General features: G+C 72.1%; 19 protein-coding genes and 2 riboswitches. Of the genes, 8 read left to right on the top strand and 11 right to left on the bottom strand.

What is annotated here, in order from left to right:
- Positions 1-64: 64 nt before the first annotated feature.
- Both DFJ66_RS21575 and thiE read right to left on the bottom strand, forming a co-directional pair.
- Positions 65-820, bottom strand: coding sequence for a dioxygenase family protein (locus DFJ66_RS21575; RefSeq protein WP_121231538.1), 756 nt, complete (start codon positions 818-820; stop codon positions 65-67).
- Positions 821-825: 5 nt separating this feature from the next.
- Positions 826-1473: a thiamine phosphate synthase gene (gene thiE, locus DFJ66_RS21570; protein ID WP_121223472.1), complete on the bottom strand. Its 648-nt coding sequence runs from the start codon at positions 1471-1473 to the stop codon at positions 826-828.
- Between the two features lie 44 nt (positions 1474-1517).
- Positions 1518-1629: riboswitch (TPP riboswitch) on the top strand.
- Here thiE and thiO point away from each other — a divergent pair.
- The 4 genes from thiO (at position 1624) to DFJ66_RS21550 (ending at position 4116) form a co-directional block, all read left to right on the top strand.
- Positions 1624-2637 (top strand): glycine oxidase ThiO, encoded by a 1014-nt coding sequence (thiO, locus tag DFJ66_RS21565; protein ID WP_121231535.1) that lies wholly within the window; start codon positions 1624-1626, stop codon positions 2635-2637. (Overlaps the previous riboswitch by 6 nt.)
- On the top strand, positions 2634-2834 hold the full coding sequence (thiS, locus tag DFJ66_RS21560) for a sulfur carrier protein ThiS (protein WP_121223471.1): 201 nt from the start codon (positions 2634-2636) through the stop codon (positions 2832-2834). Before thiO ends, thiS begins: the two co-directional genes overlap by 4 nt.
- A gap of 2 nt (positions 2835-2836) precedes the next feature.
- Positions 2837-3595 carry a thiazole synthase gene (gene thiG / locus DFJ66_RS21555; protein ID WP_121223470.1) on the top strand — a complete coding sequence of 253 codons (759 nt, stop codon included), beginning with the start codon at positions 2837-2839 and terminating at the stop codon, positions 3593-3595.
- Positions 3596-3684: 89 nt separating this feature from the next.
- The gene (locus tag DFJ66_RS21550) at positions 3685-4116 is read left to right on the top strand and encodes a MarR family winged helix-turn-helix transcriptional regulator (RefSeq protein ID WP_121223469.1); all 432 of its coding nucleotides are present in this window, start codon (positions 3685-3687) and stop codon (positions 4114-4116) included.
- On the opposite strand, the gene DFJ66_RS21545 is transcribed toward DFJ66_RS21550, so the two are convergent.
- Positions 4113-4544 (bottom strand): SRPBCC domain-containing protein, encoded by a 432-nt coding sequence (locus DFJ66_RS21545; RefSeq protein ID WP_121223468.1) that lies wholly within the window; start codon positions 4542-4544, stop codon positions 4113-4115. The genes DFJ66_RS21550 and DFJ66_RS21545 overlap by 4 nt on opposite strands.
- Positions 4545-4570: 26 nt before the next feature.
- Between DFJ66_RS21545 and DFJ66_RS21540 the strand changes: the two genes are divergently transcribed.
- Positions 4571-5149, top strand: coding sequence for a TetR/AcrR family transcriptional regulator (locus tag DFJ66_RS21540; protein ID WP_246029848.1), 579 nt, complete (start codon positions 4571-4573; stop codon positions 5147-5149).
- Here the strand turns inward: DFJ66_RS21540 and DFJ66_RS21535 are convergent.
- From DFJ66_RS21535 to thiC, 4 genes are all read right to left on the bottom strand, one after another.
- The gene (locus DFJ66_RS21535; RefSeq protein WP_121223467.1) at positions 5076-5636 is read right to left on the bottom strand and encodes a VanZ family protein; all 561 of its coding nucleotides are present in this window, start codon (positions 5634-5636) and stop codon (positions 5076-5078) included. The two genes, DFJ66_RS21540 and DFJ66_RS21535, sit on opposite strands and share 74 nt — an antisense overlap.
- A gap of 35 nt (positions 5637-5671) precedes the next feature.
- Complete coding sequence (locus tag DFJ66_RS21530) at positions 5672-6484, bottom strand: class I SAM-dependent methyltransferase (protein ID WP_121223466.1); 813 nt, start codon at positions 6482-6484, stop codon at positions 5672-5674.
- A gap of 144 nt (positions 6485-6628) precedes the next feature.
- A complete protein-coding gene (gene thiD / locus DFJ66_RS21525; protein WP_121223465.1) occupies positions 6629-7456 on the bottom strand; it encodes a bifunctional hydroxymethylpyrimidine kinase/phosphomethylpyrimidine kinase in 828 nt (275 codons plus the stop codon).
- A 1-nt stretch (position 7457) separates the two neighbouring features.
- Positions 7458-9110 (bottom strand): phosphomethylpyrimidine synthase ThiC, encoded by a 1653-nt coding sequence (gene thiC, locus DFJ66_RS21520; protein WP_121223464.1) that lies wholly within the window; start codon positions 9108-9110, stop codon positions 7458-7460.
- Positions 9101-9226, bottom strand: a riboswitch (TPP riboswitch). It overlaps the preceding gene by 10 nt.
- 109 nt (positions 9227-9335) lie before the next feature.
- On the opposite strand from thiC, the gene DFJ66_RS21515 reads away from it, so the two are divergent.
- Positions 9336-10088, top strand: coding sequence for a hypothetical protein (locus DFJ66_RS21515; RefSeq protein WP_211351262.1), 753 nt, complete (start codon positions 9336-9338; stop codon positions 10086-10088).
- Here DFJ66_RS21515 and DFJ66_RS21510 read toward each other — a convergent pair.
- Complete coding sequence (locus DFJ66_RS21510) at positions 9975-10571, bottom strand: LysE family translocator (RefSeq protein ID WP_121223463.1); 597 nt, start codon at positions 10569-10571, stop codon at positions 9975-9977. The genes DFJ66_RS21515 and DFJ66_RS21510 overlap by 114 nt on opposite strands.
- Positions 10572-11175: 604 nt before the next feature.
- A complete protein-coding gene (locus DFJ66_RS21505; protein WP_121223462.1) occupies positions 11176-11763 on the bottom strand; it encodes a peptide deformylase in 588 nt (195 codons plus the stop codon).
- A gap of 105 nt (positions 11764-11868) precedes the next feature.
- Between DFJ66_RS21505 and DFJ66_RS21500 the strand changes: the two genes are divergently transcribed.
- Complete coding sequence (locus tag DFJ66_RS21500; protein WP_121223461.1) at positions 11869-12180, top strand: DUF3263 domain-containing protein; 312 nt, start codon at positions 11869-11871, stop codon at positions 12178-12180.
- Entirely contained in the window at positions 12177-12797 is a 621-nt protein-coding gene (locus DFJ66_RS21495) for a LytR C-terminal domain-containing protein (protein ID WP_121223460.1), read from the top strand. Before DFJ66_RS21500 ends, DFJ66_RS21495 begins: the two co-directional genes overlap by 4 nt.
- 55 nt (positions 12798-12852) lie before the next feature.
- Here the strand turns inward: DFJ66_RS21495 and DFJ66_RS21490 are convergent, their stop codons facing one another.
- A complete protein-coding gene (locus DFJ66_RS21490) occupies positions 12853-13761 on the bottom strand; it encodes a hypothetical protein (protein ID WP_170199573.1) in 909 nt (302 codons plus the stop codon).
- Entirely contained in the window at positions 13761-14261 is a 501-nt protein-coding gene (locus DFJ66_RS21485) for a SigE family RNA polymerase sigma factor (protein ID WP_121223458.1), read from the bottom strand. Before DFJ66_RS21485 ends, DFJ66_RS21490 begins: the two co-directional genes overlap by 1 nt.
- Between the last annotated feature and the right edge of the window lie 134 nt (positions 14262-14395).

Here is a 14395-nt window from a genome sequence, read left to right as displayed (position 1 = left end):
CGCACCGCGTGAAAGCACCCCCGGGGTCTGTCCTCCCCCTCAGGCCCCGGGGGTGTCGCGTGTCCTAGCTGAACTGCACCGACCGCTTCGACAGCCCGTACCAGAAGCCCTCGACGGTCGTCTGGGCCTCCTGGTCCGCGCTCGCGCCCAGTGACACGAACAGCGGCGCGAAGTGCTCGGTCCGCGGGTGCGCGATCCCGGCGGCCGGGGCCTTGTGCTGGAAGTCCAGCAACGCGTCCACATCACCGTCCAGAAGCGCCCGCCCCGCCCAGTCATCGAACTCGGACGACCAGGAAGGCGGCTGGTAGTCCGGGCCCTGGCGCATGTCCACGCAGCTCAGGTTGTGGGTCATGAACCCGCTGCCCACGATGAGCACGCCCTGGTCGCGCAGCGGCGCGAGCCGCCGGCCGACCTCGAACAGCCGGCGCGGGTCCAGGGTCGGCATGGACATCTGGAGCACCGGGACGTCCGCCGCCGGGAACATCTCCTTCAGCGGCACGTACGCGCCGTGGTCGAGCCCGCGCCCGGCGTCCTGGTACACGGGCTCGTCCACCAGCTTCGCCACCGACTCGGCCAGCTCCGGAGCGCCCGGGGCCTCGTAGGTGACCTCGTAGTACCGCTGGGGGAAGCCCCAGAAGTCGTAGGTCAGCGGCACGGTCGTGGTCGCGCCGATGGTCAGCGGGTTCGCCTCCCAGTGCGCGGAGACCACGAGGATCGACTCCGGGCGCGGGAGCGTCGCGGACCACGACCTCAGCTCGCCGGTCCACCGTTCGTCGTCGGCCAGCGGGGGTGCCCCGTGGCCCAGGTACAGCACAGGCATCACGCCTACGACTGTACGCCCTTTAGTTGAAGTTTCAACCATGCGGCGGCGGCCTTCGGGTCTTCCGCCTCCGTGATGGCGCGCACCACGACCACCCGCGACGCCCCGGCGTCCAGCACCTCCGGCAGCCGCTCCCGGTCGATCCCGCCGATCGCGAACCACGGCCGCTCCGACGCGGTCGCCCGCACCAGGTCCAGGCCCGGCGCGGGTCGGCCCGGCTTGGTCGGCGTCGGCCAGCACGGGCCGGTGCAGAAGTAGTCCACGCCCGGCTCGACCGCCGCCGCCTTCGCCTGCTCGACGTCGTGCGTGGACCGGCCGATCACCACGTCGTCGCCGAGGATGCGGCGGGCCATCGGCACGGGCAGGTCGTCCTGGCCCAGGTGCAGCACGTCCGCCTCCACGGCGTGCGCGATGTCGGCCCGGTCGTTGACCGCGAGCAGCGCGCCGTGCCGGGCGCACGCCTCGGCCAGCACCTCCAGCGCGGCGATCTCCTGGCGGGCTTCGAGCCCCTTGTCCCGCAACTGCACGATGTCCACGCCACCCGCGAGCACCGCGTCCGCGAAGTCCGCGAGGTCCGGCCGCGCCGGCGTGCAGAGATACAGCAGCGAGTCGGTCAGCCGCCGCCTGATTTGCGTTCCGTCGAGTCCTGGCACGCCCGGGACGGTAACCGCCGGGCGGAATCGTGCGCTACGGTGGACGTGGTCCGCACGGGAGCCTGGAGATCACCGGGCTGAGAGGGAGCGTGGTTCGCTCCGACCGTCGAACCTGATCCGGGTCATGCCGGCGCAGGGAGCGTGAGTGCCTTGGCAAGTGCGAGCGGGGTCACCGTCGTGGGCGGCGGTGTCATCGGGCTGTCCGCCGCGTGGTTCGCGGCGCGGGACGGGTTCGACGTGACCGTGGTCGACCGCGCGTCGCCGCACGGCGGGTCGTGGGTCGCGGGCGGGATGCTCGCGCCGATCACCGAGGCGTGGCCCGGTGACGAGGACGTGCTGGCGCTGGGTGTCGAGTCGTTGGAGCTGTGGCCGGGGTTCGCGGCGTCCCTGGGCGTCCCGCTGAGCCCGGTGGGCACGCTCGCCGTGGCCGTCGACACCGCCGACGCCGGGGTCCTGGACCAGCTCTGCGCCTACCTGGCGAAGATGGGCCGCAAGGCCGACCGCGTGACCAGGCGTGAACTCCGGGAGCTCGAACCGGGCCTGGGTCCGTCCGTCCGAAGTGGACTGTCCGTCCCCGGCGACCTCTCGGTCGACAACCGGGCCCTGCTGGACGCCCTGCGCCGCGCCTGCGCCGAGAACGGCGTCCGGTTCGCCGAACAGTCCACAGTGGACTCGTGGGTGACCGTCATCGCGGCCGGCGCGTGGAGCCGCGACCTGCATCCCGCGCTGAAGGACGTGATCCGGCCGGTGAAGGGCGAGATCCTCCGGCTCAGAGCGAGACCGGGCGCGCTGCCGCCGCCGAAGCACACCATCCGCGCCCACGTCTCCGGCCGCCCGGTCTACCTGGTGCCGCGCGAGGACGGCCTGGTGCTCGGGGCGACCCAGTACGAGGCCGGGTTCGACGCGGACGTCACCGTCGGCGGCGTCCGGGACCTGGTGCGCGACGCCGAGGTGGTGTGGCCGGCGGTCGCCGAGTACGCGCTGGCCGAGTGCGCCGCCGGGTTCCGCGCGGGCAGCCCGGACAACGCGCCGGTCATCCGGTGGCTCGAACCCGGCGTGCTGGCCGCCACCGGGCACCACCGCAACGGCCTGCTGCTCGCCCCCGTGACCGCGCGGCGGGTGCTCGACCTGCTCCGGGAAGCTCGCGAAGGAGGACACGGGTGAAGGCTCGGGTGAATGGTCAGGAACGGGAACTGGCCGAGGGCGCGACCGTCGCGGCCGTCCTCGACCTGCTGGGTGCGCCGGCCACCGGGGTCGCGGTCGCGCTGGACGGCGAGGTCGTGCCGCGCGCCGCCTGGGCGTCCACCCCGGTGCCCGAGGGCGCCGCCGTCGAAGTGCTCACCGCTGTGCAGGGAGGCTGAACGTGGACGATCCGCTGGTCATCGCCGGGCGCGAGTTCGGGTCCAGGCTGGTCATGGGCACCGGCGGCGCGGCGAACCTGGCCGTGCTGGAGAAGGCGCTGGTGGCGTCGGGCACCGAGCTGACGACGGTCGCCATGCGCCGCCTGGACTCCGCCGGCGGCGGGGTGCTGGACCTGCTGCGCCGCCTGGGGATCGACGTGCTGCCCAACACCGCCGGCTGCCGGGGCGCGGCCGAGGCCGTGCTGACCGCGCGGCTGGCCCGGGAGGCGCTGGAGACCAACTGGGTCAAGCTGGAGGTCGTCGCCGACGAGCAGACCCTCCTGCCCGACCCGATCGAGCTCGTCGACGCCGCCGAGCAGCTGGTGGACGACGGTTTCGTGGTCCTGCCCTACACCAACGACGACCCGGTGCTGGCCCGCCGCCTGGAGGACGTCGGCTGCGCGGCCGTCATGCCGCTGGGGTCTCCGATCGGCACCGGCCTGGGCATCCGCAACCCGCACAACATCGAGCTGATCGTGGCCCGCGCGGGCGTGCCGGTGATCCTGGACGCGGGCATCGGCACGGCGTCCGACGCGGCGCTGGCGATGGAACTGGGTTGCTCGGCTGTGCTCTTGGCCACCGCGGTGACCCGGGCGCAGGACCCGGCCCGGATGGCGGCGGCCATGCGCGCCGCGGTGGAAGGGGGCAGGTTGGCGCGGCTGGCCGGGCGCATCCCGCAGCGGTTCTGGGCCCACGCCTCCAGTCCTGCGCCGGACGTCTGACCCGCTGATCACCCGACGGGCGGTGGCGGTCGCCTCGGCACCCGGCATGATGGATGCTTCATTTCATCCACGTGTCCGTAGGAGGTGCGATGGCCGCCGAGCAGGTCGAGGACGCCACCGCCCGGCTGTACCTCGCGATCGGCAGGCTGTCGCGGCTGCTGCGCCGCACCGGGTCCCCGGGACTCGGCCCCGGCGCGGTGTCCGCGCTCGCCACGCTCGCGCGCTGCGGCCCCATGCGCCTGGGCGACCTGGCCGCCAAGGAGGGCGTGGCGCCGCCCACCCTGTCCCGCATCGTCGCGGCCCTGGTGGAGGCCGGTTACGTCAAACGCGACCCGGACCCCCAGGACGGCCGCGCCTGGCTGGCGACCCCGACCCCGGAGGGCGTGACCATGGTCTCCGGCGTGCGGTCGGCGCGCGTGCAGGAGTTGCAGCGGCGGATCGAAGAGCTGTCCCCGGACCACCAGACGGCTCTGCTGAACGCCCTGCCCGCGCTGGAGGAACTGGTGGGCGAGGCCGGCTAACCCCGTTCCACCTCGGTTTTCAGGGCCTTGTTGAACGCGTCGAACTCGGCGGTGAGCAGGTCCTTGCTCTGCGCGTACACGGAGTCGGCCAGCGGACCCGTCCACGCCTCGCGGTTGACCAGGCGGGTCCCGGTGCCCTCCGGGCTCAGCTCCCAGCGGTGCCGGCCGAAGAACAGCTCCGGGTCGCCGCCTTCCGACGCCAGCAGCGACGGCGGCTCCACGGCGGTGATCCGGCCCTCGAACTCGCGTTCCGCCGGCGAGCCCCACGCTGCCCGCGTGCGCACCTCCGCGCCCTCTTCCGCGACCCCGGAGACGTACTCGACCAGGTCGTTCCACTCGCGGTACCGGCCGAAGTCGGTCAGCACCGCCCACACCGCGCTCGGCGGTGCGTCGATGAGGATCTCGGTCCTCAGCTCATTTTCCTGCATGGTCGTGCAGGTTAATGGTCGCGGGGGTGTCGGCGCACCCGGATAAACTCCCGGCCATCGCAGGGGTCAAGGGGCAGGTGCAGAAGCGCGGCGTCGAGCGGCGGCGTGCGATGGTCGACGCCGCCATCGAGCTGTTCGGGCAGCAGGGTTACGCGGGTACCGGTGTGGCCGCGATCGCCGCGCGGGCCGGGGTGACGCCCTCGGCGGTCATCCACCACTTCGGGTCCAAGGAGAACCTGCTGCGGGCCGTGCTCGACGAGTTCGACGCCCGTGCCGCGGCGCGCGTCTCCGGGCACCTCGACGGCGGGCGGGACGGGCTGATCGCGGCGCTGTTGGCGGACGCCGAGTACACGGCGGCGCACGCCGGGCTGGCCACGTTGCACATCGTGTTGCAGGCCGAGCACCTGGCGGCGGCGGAGTCGGAGGTGCGCGAGCGGTTCCTGGCCCGCAGTCGGGCGTTGCGGACCGCGTGCGCGCGGGTCCTGGGGGAGGAGGCCGCGACCGAACTGGCGGCGTTCCTCGAAGGTGCGGTCACCTTGTGGCTGCTGGATCCCGAGCGGGTCGATCTTCGCGCCCTCTACGAGCGCTATCTGTCGCGGCTGTGATCAGCCAACCCACCAGCACCGCGCCAGTGGCGCCCACGGTGTTGTTGGCGAAGTCCTGCGCCTCGCACACGCCCAGACCCGTCGTGGCCTGCACCAGCTCGACCGCGCCGCTCAGGCCCGCCGACAGGCCGAGCACCACCAGCGGACGCCGGGTGGCGAGGACCGCGAAGAACGCGAACGGCACCAGCATCAGCAGGTTGAGCCGCTGCAACGACCCGGTCAGCGAGAACTCGTTGGCCACGCACCACCCGATGGGGTCGGTCCGCAGCACGCCGGCGTCCAGCACGCCCGGTCTGCCCAGCGTGACCGCCAGCGCCAGCGCCAGCCCGCACCCGGCCAGCGCCGCCGGCACCGGCCGCCACCCCCGCCACCGGGCGAGGAAGACCGCCACCGTGCCGAACCCCAGGCACCCGAGGAACAACCCAGCGACCACTTCGGGTCGGCTCAGCACCAGCTCCGCAATGTAGGCGTCCTGTCGTGCGCTCATGCCATATGAGACGCGCGAGTCCTGCTCCGGTTGGCCTAGAAGCGGTACCGGAGGACGCGACCGACGTCCTTGAACCCCGGCAACTTGGCCATGACCCGCAACGGGATCCGGCCCGACGCGGGCATGTCCGCGATCTCCGGCAACTCCAGGCTGCGCACGTCCTCCACCAGCGACAGGCCCCACGCCTCGATCGCCCGCGGGTCGTCCAGCCCCCAGTGCAGGGTCGCCCCCGACCGGCGCACGGCGGGCACCAGCTTCTGCAGCTTGATCCCGAACGTCCCGTACACGTCGAACAGCAGCTCGCCGCCGGGGAACCTGGCGGTGACCTTCTCGACCAACGCGCGGACTTCGTGCTCGTGCAGGTACATCGTCAGGCCCTCGGCGACGACGGCGGTGGGCCGGTCGGCGGGCACCTCGTCCAGCCAGCCGTCGTCGGTGACCGAGGACGCGATGAGCCGGTAGTCCCCGTCCGGGATGGCCAGCAGGCGTTCCCGCAGCGTCACGACCTGCGGGAGGTCGACGTCGACCCACCGGGTGTGCGGGCCGGGGGAGAGCCGGAACACGCGCGTGTCGAGGCCGCAGGCGAGGTGCAGCACGGTCGCGTGCTCGTGGGTGCGGAGGAAGTCCCGGGTCCAGTCGTCGAGCTTCTTGGCCCGCATCGCCACGCCGGCCGCGGAGGAAGCGTTGATCCCGGTCCGCCGGAAGTCGTAGTCGATGCGCTGAACCGCGTCGAAGGCCGCGGTGTCGTTCAGGATCGGCTTGCGCGCACGGCTGTCCAGAGCACGCGCGTACAGGGTGGCGAGCATGGTCTCGGGCGCGCCGGTGAGCGTGATCCGTTCACGGTCCACCTCAACAGTGTTGCATTGCGCCGCCTTCGGCGTCGCGGCGAAGCCGCCGGGAGTCGGCTCATCGCGCCGGTTTCCCGACGATCGGAAGGGCTGATCGTCGGGAAACCGGCGCGACAGCCGACGCGGCCTCGCGACGCTAGCCCTCTACTCCTCCAGTCGCCACAGTGGCGACACCGGTCCGACGCCGCCGCCCAGCGGGTAGGCCGCCGCGACCGACTTCACGATGAACTCCTTGCCGAACGCGACCGCCGTGGGCACGTCCTCGCCCCGCGCCAGCCGGGACGTGATGGACGACGCCAGGGTGTCGCCGCTGCCGTGCGTGTGCTTCACGTCGTAGCGTGGCCCGGGGAACTCGATGAACTCCGTCCCGTCGTACAGCACGTCCAGGCAGCCCGGGTCGTCCCAGAGGTGCCCGCCCTTGACCAGCACCCACTTCGACCCGTACTCCAGCAGCACCTCGGCGGCCTTGCGCTGGTCGTCGTGGGACCGGACCTCGATCCCGGTCAGCAGCCGCACCTCGTCGAGGTTGGGCGTGATCAGGGTCGCGCGCGGGAACAGCTTGCCGCGCAGGGCGTCCAGGGCGTCGTCGCGCAGGAGTTGGTGGCCGTGCATGGACGCCGCCACCGGGTCCACCACGAACGGGATCGTCCGTCCGATGTGGACGCGGTCGCACGCGTCGGCCACGGCCTCGATGATCGCCGCCGACGCCAGCATGCCGGTCTTGGCGGCGTCCACGCCGATGTCGCCCGCGACCGCCTCGATCTGCGCGGCCACGGTCTCCGGCGGGATCTCGGTGTACCCGGTGACGCCCAGGGAGTTCTGCACGGTCACGGCGGTCACGGCGGTCATGCCGTGCACACCGCACGCGAAGAACGTCCGCAGGTCGGCCTGGAGGCCCGCACCACCGCCGGAGTCGGACCCGGCGATGGTGAGGGCCTTCGGTGGGGCCGTCTTGAGGGGTGTCACGGACATGTCAGTCCGTCACGACCGGCAGGTAGACCTTGTTGCCGTGGTCGGAGAACTCGTGCGACTTCTCCTCCATGCCGGCCTCGATCGCCTCCACGGTGGACAGCCCGCGCTCCTCGGCGTACTTCCGGACGTCCTGCGTGATCTTCATGGAGCAGAACTTCGGCCCGCACATCGAGCAGAAGTGCGCGGTCTTGGCCGGTTCGGCGGGCAGGGTCTCGTCGTGGAACGAGCGCGCGGTGTCGGGGTCCAGCGACAGGTTGAACTGGTCCTCCCACCGGAACTCGAAGCGCGCCTTGGACAGCGCGTCGTCCCAGTCCTGCGCGCCCGGGTGGCCCTTGGCCAGGTCCGCCGAGTGCGCCGCGATCTTGTAGGTGATCACGCCGGTCTTCACGTCGTCCCGGTTGGGCAGGCCCAGGTGTTCCTTCGGGGTCACGTAGCACAGCATCGCCGTGCCCAGCCAGCCGATCTGGGCCGCGCCGATCGCCGACGTGATGTGGTCGTAGGCGGGCGCGATGTCGGTGGCCAGCGGCCCGAGGGTGTAGAACGGCGCCTCGCCGCACCACTCCTCCTCCAGCCGCACGTTCTCCGCGATCTTGTGCATCGGCACGTGGCCGGGGCCCTCGATCATCACCTGCACGTCGTGCGAGCGCGCGATGTGGGTCAGCTCGCCCAGCGTGCGCAGCTCGGCGAACTGGGCCTCGTCGTTGGCGTCCGCGATCGAGCCCGGCCGCAGGCCGTCACCCAGCGAGAAGGTCACGTCGTAGGTGCGCAGGATCTCGCACAGCTCCTCGAAGTGCGTGTAGAGGAAGCTCTCCTTGTGGTGCGCCAGGCACCACGCGGCCATGATCGACCCGCCGCGCGAGACGATGCCGGTGACCCGGCGCGCGGTCAGCGGCACGTACCGCAGCAGCACGCCGGCGTGCACGGTCATGTAGTCCACGCCCTGCTCGGCCTGCTCGATGACGGTGTCCCGGTAGACCTCCCAGGACAGCTTCGCCGGGTCGCCGTTGACCTTCTCCAGCGCCTGGTAGATCGGCACGGTGCCGATCGGCACCGGCGAGTTGCGCATGATCCACTCGCGCGTCTCGTGGATGCGCTTGCCGGTGGACAGGTCCATGATCGTGTCGGCGCCCCACCGCGACGCCCACACCATCTTCTCCACCTCCTCCTCGATCGAGGAGGTCACGGCGGAGTTGCCGATGTTGGCGTTGATCTTCACGAGGAACTTCTTGCCGATGATCATCGGCTCGGCCTCGGGGTGGTTGCGGTTCAGCGGGATCACGGCGCGGCCGATGGCCACCTCGTCCCGCACGAACTCGGGGCTCATGTTCTCGCGCGCGGCGATGAACCGCATCTCCGGGGTGATGATCCCGGCCTTGGCGTACGCGAGCTGGGTCACGGCCCCGTTGATCGGCTCGCGCGCGGCGACCCAGTCCGCGCGCAGCTTGGGAAGTCCACTGTGGACGTCGATGGTCGCGTCGGAATCGGTATACGGACCGGAAGTGTCGTAGAGGTCGACGTGCTCGCCGTTGGTGAGCTCCACCCTGCGGAACGGGACCTTCACCCCGTCGGCCACCTCGCGGTAGACCTTGCGCGAGCCCGAGATCGGGCCGGTGGTGACAGTCGGCTTCACCGAACGGTCGTCAAGTGCCGTCACGACATTCCTCCCTACGCCGGCATTACCCGGTCAGGTTCAGGCGGTCGGCGGCACCGGAGTCCTGTCTCCAGCCGCCCTCTCAGCCCGCTGTGGCGCAAGCTCCCGCGTGTGTTGAGTTGTCCGCCTGACCATAGCCACGACCCCGGTCGGATGCCAAGGCCGTCCGGACGGCCCACAGCGGCACGCGGATGCCAACCACCCCCCTTTGCGCGTACCTTTCTCCGCGTGGCTGATCACCAGCCCTTCCCGCCCGGGGGCCGGCGCGTGGCGCGGCCCGCTGCGGTTTCGCCGTGCCCGTCGTGCGGCGAACCGGCCGGTCGGAGCTACCCGTCGTGCCGGTTCTGCGCCGAGCTGGTCGACCAGTACTGGCTGCTGGACTGGCAGGAACTGCTCGCCGCCGAGAAGCTCGCCGAGGGCGGGGCGGGGGAGAAGGAGCTGGCCGAGCTGGTGCTGGCCGACGAGGTGGGCCGGCACCCGTGGACGTGCACCGACTGGGCGATGACCTTGGTGACCTGCGCGCACTGCGGCGAAGAACCGGCCACAGGTCCCGTGGACTGCGTCAGGTGTGCCACGGCGGACGAGGTGCGCTGGGCGTGGGACCACGCCGGCTACCCGCACGCCATGACCGCCGGCGAGCACGCGTTGCGGGTGGCGCGAGCGGTGTTGCGCGCACCGCACCGACGACGGCCGACCGTGGTCGGCGCGTGGCGGCTGCTGATGCCGTTCCTGCTGGTCGGCGAGCTGCCGACGGCCGGCCAGGTGCGGCGCATCCGGGCCCACGTCCTCGCGGGCGCGTACGCCGAACTGGCCGGTTGCACGACCCACGTGGAGCTGGCCGGGTTCCCCGAACTGCCGTGGCGGCGGTCAGCGCGGGTCGAGCACCAGCCGAAGCCCCAGCCCGACCAGCACCGCCCCGGAGACCCGCTCGACCACCCGCCGGACCCGCGTCCGGACCAGAAGGCCGCGGACCCGGTCTAGGACACCCACGACCACCAGGTACCAGAGCGTGTCGACGGCCACCCAGACCAGCGCGAACAGCAGCAACGCGCCCTTCCCGGCGTCCGGTGGCAGGAACTGCGGCAGGAACGACAGCGCGAACACACCCAACTTCGGGTTGGCCAGGTTCACCACCAGCCCGGCCCGGAACGCGTGCCGGGCGGGTTCCGCTTCCGGTAGCGGCGCACCGGCCTTGAGCAGCGTGGACACGCCGAGGTAGACCAGGTAGGCCGCACCTGCGATGCGCAGCCCGTGGTAGGCGATCTCGGATGCCGTGAGCAACACGGACAACCCGAACGCGGCAGCCACGGCCCACACCGCGACCCCGACCTCCATGCCTGCGACCGTGGCCAACGCGCCTCCGCGCCCCCGCACCGACTGTCGCAGGACCAGCGCCGTACCGGGGCCGGGCGACAGGGCGATCAGGAAGGAGGCCGCGACGAAGGCGGCGAGGCTGCTCCACACACCGCCATCGTCACCCCACTGTCCACCCCTTATCCCGCCCGCTCACACCCCTCACGCCCGCCCGCTCACGCCCGCCTGCTCACGCCCGCACGCCTGTCCGCCTGCTCGACCGCGCCTGCCTGCCTGCCTGGTTGCACGCGCCCGCTCACGCGCCCGCCGCGCATGCCTGGCCGCGCCCGCTCGCCTGGCCGCGCTCGCCGCGCCCGCGCCTGCTCGCCTGGCCGCGCTCGCCCGCCGGCGCCCGTCCGCGCTCGGCCGCCCACGGTGCTTTGCGAGAGCGGCTCGTCTGGATTGTCGGTACCCCGTGGGATCATGGAGACGGGGGCCGGAGGCCACGCCCTCCCTCAAACCGGCCGGCCGAGAACCGGCGGCCTCGGGCTCCGCCGCAGGCGGCCGGGGCGCGCGTTCGAGGGGCGGCGAGCCGCTCAACGCGTCCGAAACGCCCGGCCGCGTACTCGCCTGGTCGCGCCTGCCTGGTCGCCCCTGTGTGCGTGGTCGCGCTTGCGTGGTTGCGTTCGCCTGGCCGCGCCGACTTGCCTGGCTCGCGTGGCCGCGCTGGTCGCGTGGCCGTACCCGCCTGATCGTGCTCGCGGCGAGGTTCGGCTCAGTCGTCGTCCTCGTCGTCGGCGAAGGGGTCCTCCGAGGTCGCCGGGTCCCAGGACAGCCCCGGCACGCCCCACCCGTTCGCCTTGAGCATCTTCTTCGCCGCCCGCTTGTGCCGCCCCACCAGCCGGTCCAGGTACAGGTAGCCGTCGAGGTGGTCGGTCTCGTGCTGGAGGCAGCGCGCGAAGAACCCGGTGCCCTCGACCTCGACCGGCTTGCCGTCCCCGTCGTACCCGGTCACCTTCGCCCACGACGCCCGCCCCGTCGGGTACGACTCGCCCGGCGCCGACAGGCAGCCCTCGTAGTCGTCGTCCGGGTCGGGCATGCCCAGCGGCACGTCGGAGGTCTCCAGCACCGGGTTCACCACGACACCCCGGTGCCGCACGCCCTCGTCGTCGGGGCAGTCGTAGACGAACACCCGCTGGTCGATCCCGATCTGGTTGGCCGCGAGCCCCACCCCGTGCGCCGCCGCCATGGTCTCGAACATGTCTTCGATCAGCGCGCGGAGCTGGTCGTCGAAGACCTCGACCGGCTTGGTCGGGCGGTGGAGCACGGGCTCGCCGGCGATGACGATGGGGTGGACTGCCATGGCGACAAGCGTATCCGGGACAGGACGCGCCGAGCGATGAACCAGCCCCGACCAAGATCGCGTGGTTGAATGGCACCCACGCACCAGGTAGGGCTGAGGAGCCAGATGGACGCCGCAGAGGCACTGGCGCCGGCGGAGGGGCCGGACGACGGTTTGGACGACCGGGAGCGCGCGATCCTGGCCTTCGAACGCCAGTGGTGGAAGTACGCGGGTGTCAAGGAGCAGGCCATCAAGGAGCTGTTCGACCTGTCCCCCACGAGGTACTACCAGTTGCTCAACGCGTTGCTGGAGAAGGAAGAGGCGTTGGCGGCGGACCCGATGCTGGTGAAGCGGCTGCGCCGGTCCCGGACCGGCAGGCAACGAGCCCGTGCCGCCCGCCGGTTCGGTGTCGAGCGCCCGGGTGTCGAGCGCCGATGAGCAGCCCGGAGCCCGCACGTTCCGCCCACCCCGCCCGCGCCGCGGGCCTCGCGCTGATCGGCGTGGCGGCCCTGGCCCTGGTGATCGGCGTGGCCAGCCTGTTCACCGGCGGCGACGACGACCAGCCCGGCGCCCAGCCGCCCGGCAGCTCCAGCGAGACCGCCACCACGGGTTCGCCTGGCTCGGAGTCGCCCAGTTCCACGTCGAGCCGGCCGCAACCCACCACAACGGCCCCGACGACACCCGCGCCCACCAGCACGACCGGTGTCCCGGCCGGCGCCCCGACGACCACTCCGCCGCCCCCGGTCACGCCGACGACCAAGCCCCCGGTGCGCGTCTACAACAACGGCACCATCGCCAACCTCGCCGCCCGCGCGTCGGAGGACGTCCGCAAGGTCGGCTGGGACGTCGTCGAGACGGGCAACTACTCCCAGGGCGTCATCCCGACGACCACGGTCTACTTCCGCCCCGGCACCGACGAGGAAGCCTCGGCCCAGCAGCTGGCCCAGGCCCTGCGCGCCGAGGTCAAGCCCCGCTTCGACGGCATCGAAGGCGCCCACCCCGGCATCATCGTGATCGTCACCAACGACTACCAGGGCCCTTCGGGCAAGATCTGACCCGCCCACCACGGGGTGAGCGGGTCGGATCCCGTCGGAACGGTCCCCGCGGGCCCTAGCGCGGGAACAGCGTCAGTGCCGGGTCGACACCGATCGCGACCAGCTGGTCGAGCGTCAGCGGCGGCTCCGACGCGGTCGCCCCGCCGCCGACCTTGCCCGACGTGTCGATGCTCTCGGCCTGGACGAGGACCTGCGTGCCGTCCTTGCGGTGGACCACCACCTGGCTCATGGCGATGCCGTCACCCATGTCCGCCGTCTGCTTGACGATCTGCTCACCCCGCGGGCCGGTCACCACCTCGCAGGAGTTCCGGGTCCCGAGACCGGGGTAGTCGCACAGGGGGTCCAGGCTGTTGCGCCAGGTCGGGTGCACGAGGACGAAGATGTTCCCGCTCCCCTCCGCCGTGGTCGTGGTCGCCCGCGCCTCGAAGCTGGCGCTGGTGTCGCAGATGGACAGCTCGACACCCGGGTCGGACGGGTTGATCTGGTGGTACTCCAGCGGCCCGCGCGGCACGCCCACGCGGTTCTGCGACAGCGTCAAGTCCGACCGCTGGGCCTTGACCGCGTTCGTCGTGGCCAGGGTCAGCCGGGCGGCGGCCTGGGCCGCGGACTCCAGCCTGCCCCCGCACTGGGGCGGTGGCACCTTCGTGTCCAGCTCGATGACCGACGGCGTGGACACCTTCGAGCCGGACGGCTGTTGCTGCGTGGTCGAGGACGGCGGCACCGAGGACGGTGGGACCGCGGACGTGGTGCCCGGTGGCCCGCCGATCGACGTGCCCCCGTCGTCACCGGCGAGGGTGTGGGCGACGGCGCCGGTCAGCACCACGACGGCGACCCCGGCGGCGACGGCCGGGTTCGCCACCCGGCGGAGCCGGACCGCGCGCCGGCCGCGGACGATGACGGTGTCCACGTCGACCGTGGACGGCGGCACCTCGCCGATCGCGTCGTCGAACAGTTGCTTGTCCATCAGTACCCCTCCCTGGTCGCCTGAGCGGCGCTGGTGCGCAACGTGCCGAGCCCCCGTGCGGTCTGGCTCTTCACAGTGCCCACCGAGCAGCCGAGGATCTCGGCGGTCTCCTCCACCGAGAGGTCGAGGTAGAGGCGCAGCACGACGGCGGCCCGCCGCCGCGGCGGGAGCTCGTCGAGCAGGTCGAGCAGCTGGGCCCGGTCGACCACGGCGAACTCGGCCGCCGTCGGCAGCTCCGGCAACTCCTCCACGGACTGCTCGCGCCGCCACGGCCTCCGCTTCTCGTCCAACCACGTGCGCAGCAGCGCCTTGCGGACGTACGCGTCGATGCCGGCCGTCCGACCGACCCGCGGCCAGTGCCGGTACAGCTTGCTGATGGTGATCGACACGAGGTCGTCCGCCGTGTGCCAGTCCCGGCACAGGAGGTACGCGGTGCGCCGCATGTGCTCCATCCGAGCCGTCACGTACTCGCGGTACGCGTTCTCCTCGGACCGTTTCACCTGGGTGACCTCCTTCGTGGTGCCTCTACACGATCAGGAACGCACCCTGCGCGCGGCGAGGTTGCCCGAAAGGAGAAAAGGCCGGAACTGCCCCGGAAGTGCCGCACCCCGCGCGGGACCGCCGGAAATGCCGT

The organism is Saccharothrix variisporea (genome assembly GCF_003634995.1).
GTDB classification, from domain to species: domain Bacteria; phylum Actinomycetota; class Actinomycetes; order Mycobacteriales; family Pseudonocardiaceae; genus Actinosynnema; species Actinosynnema variisporeum.
The sequence above is the reverse complement of the archived record's forward strand: the minus strand, read 5'-3'. Positions and strand labels throughout refer to the sequence as shown.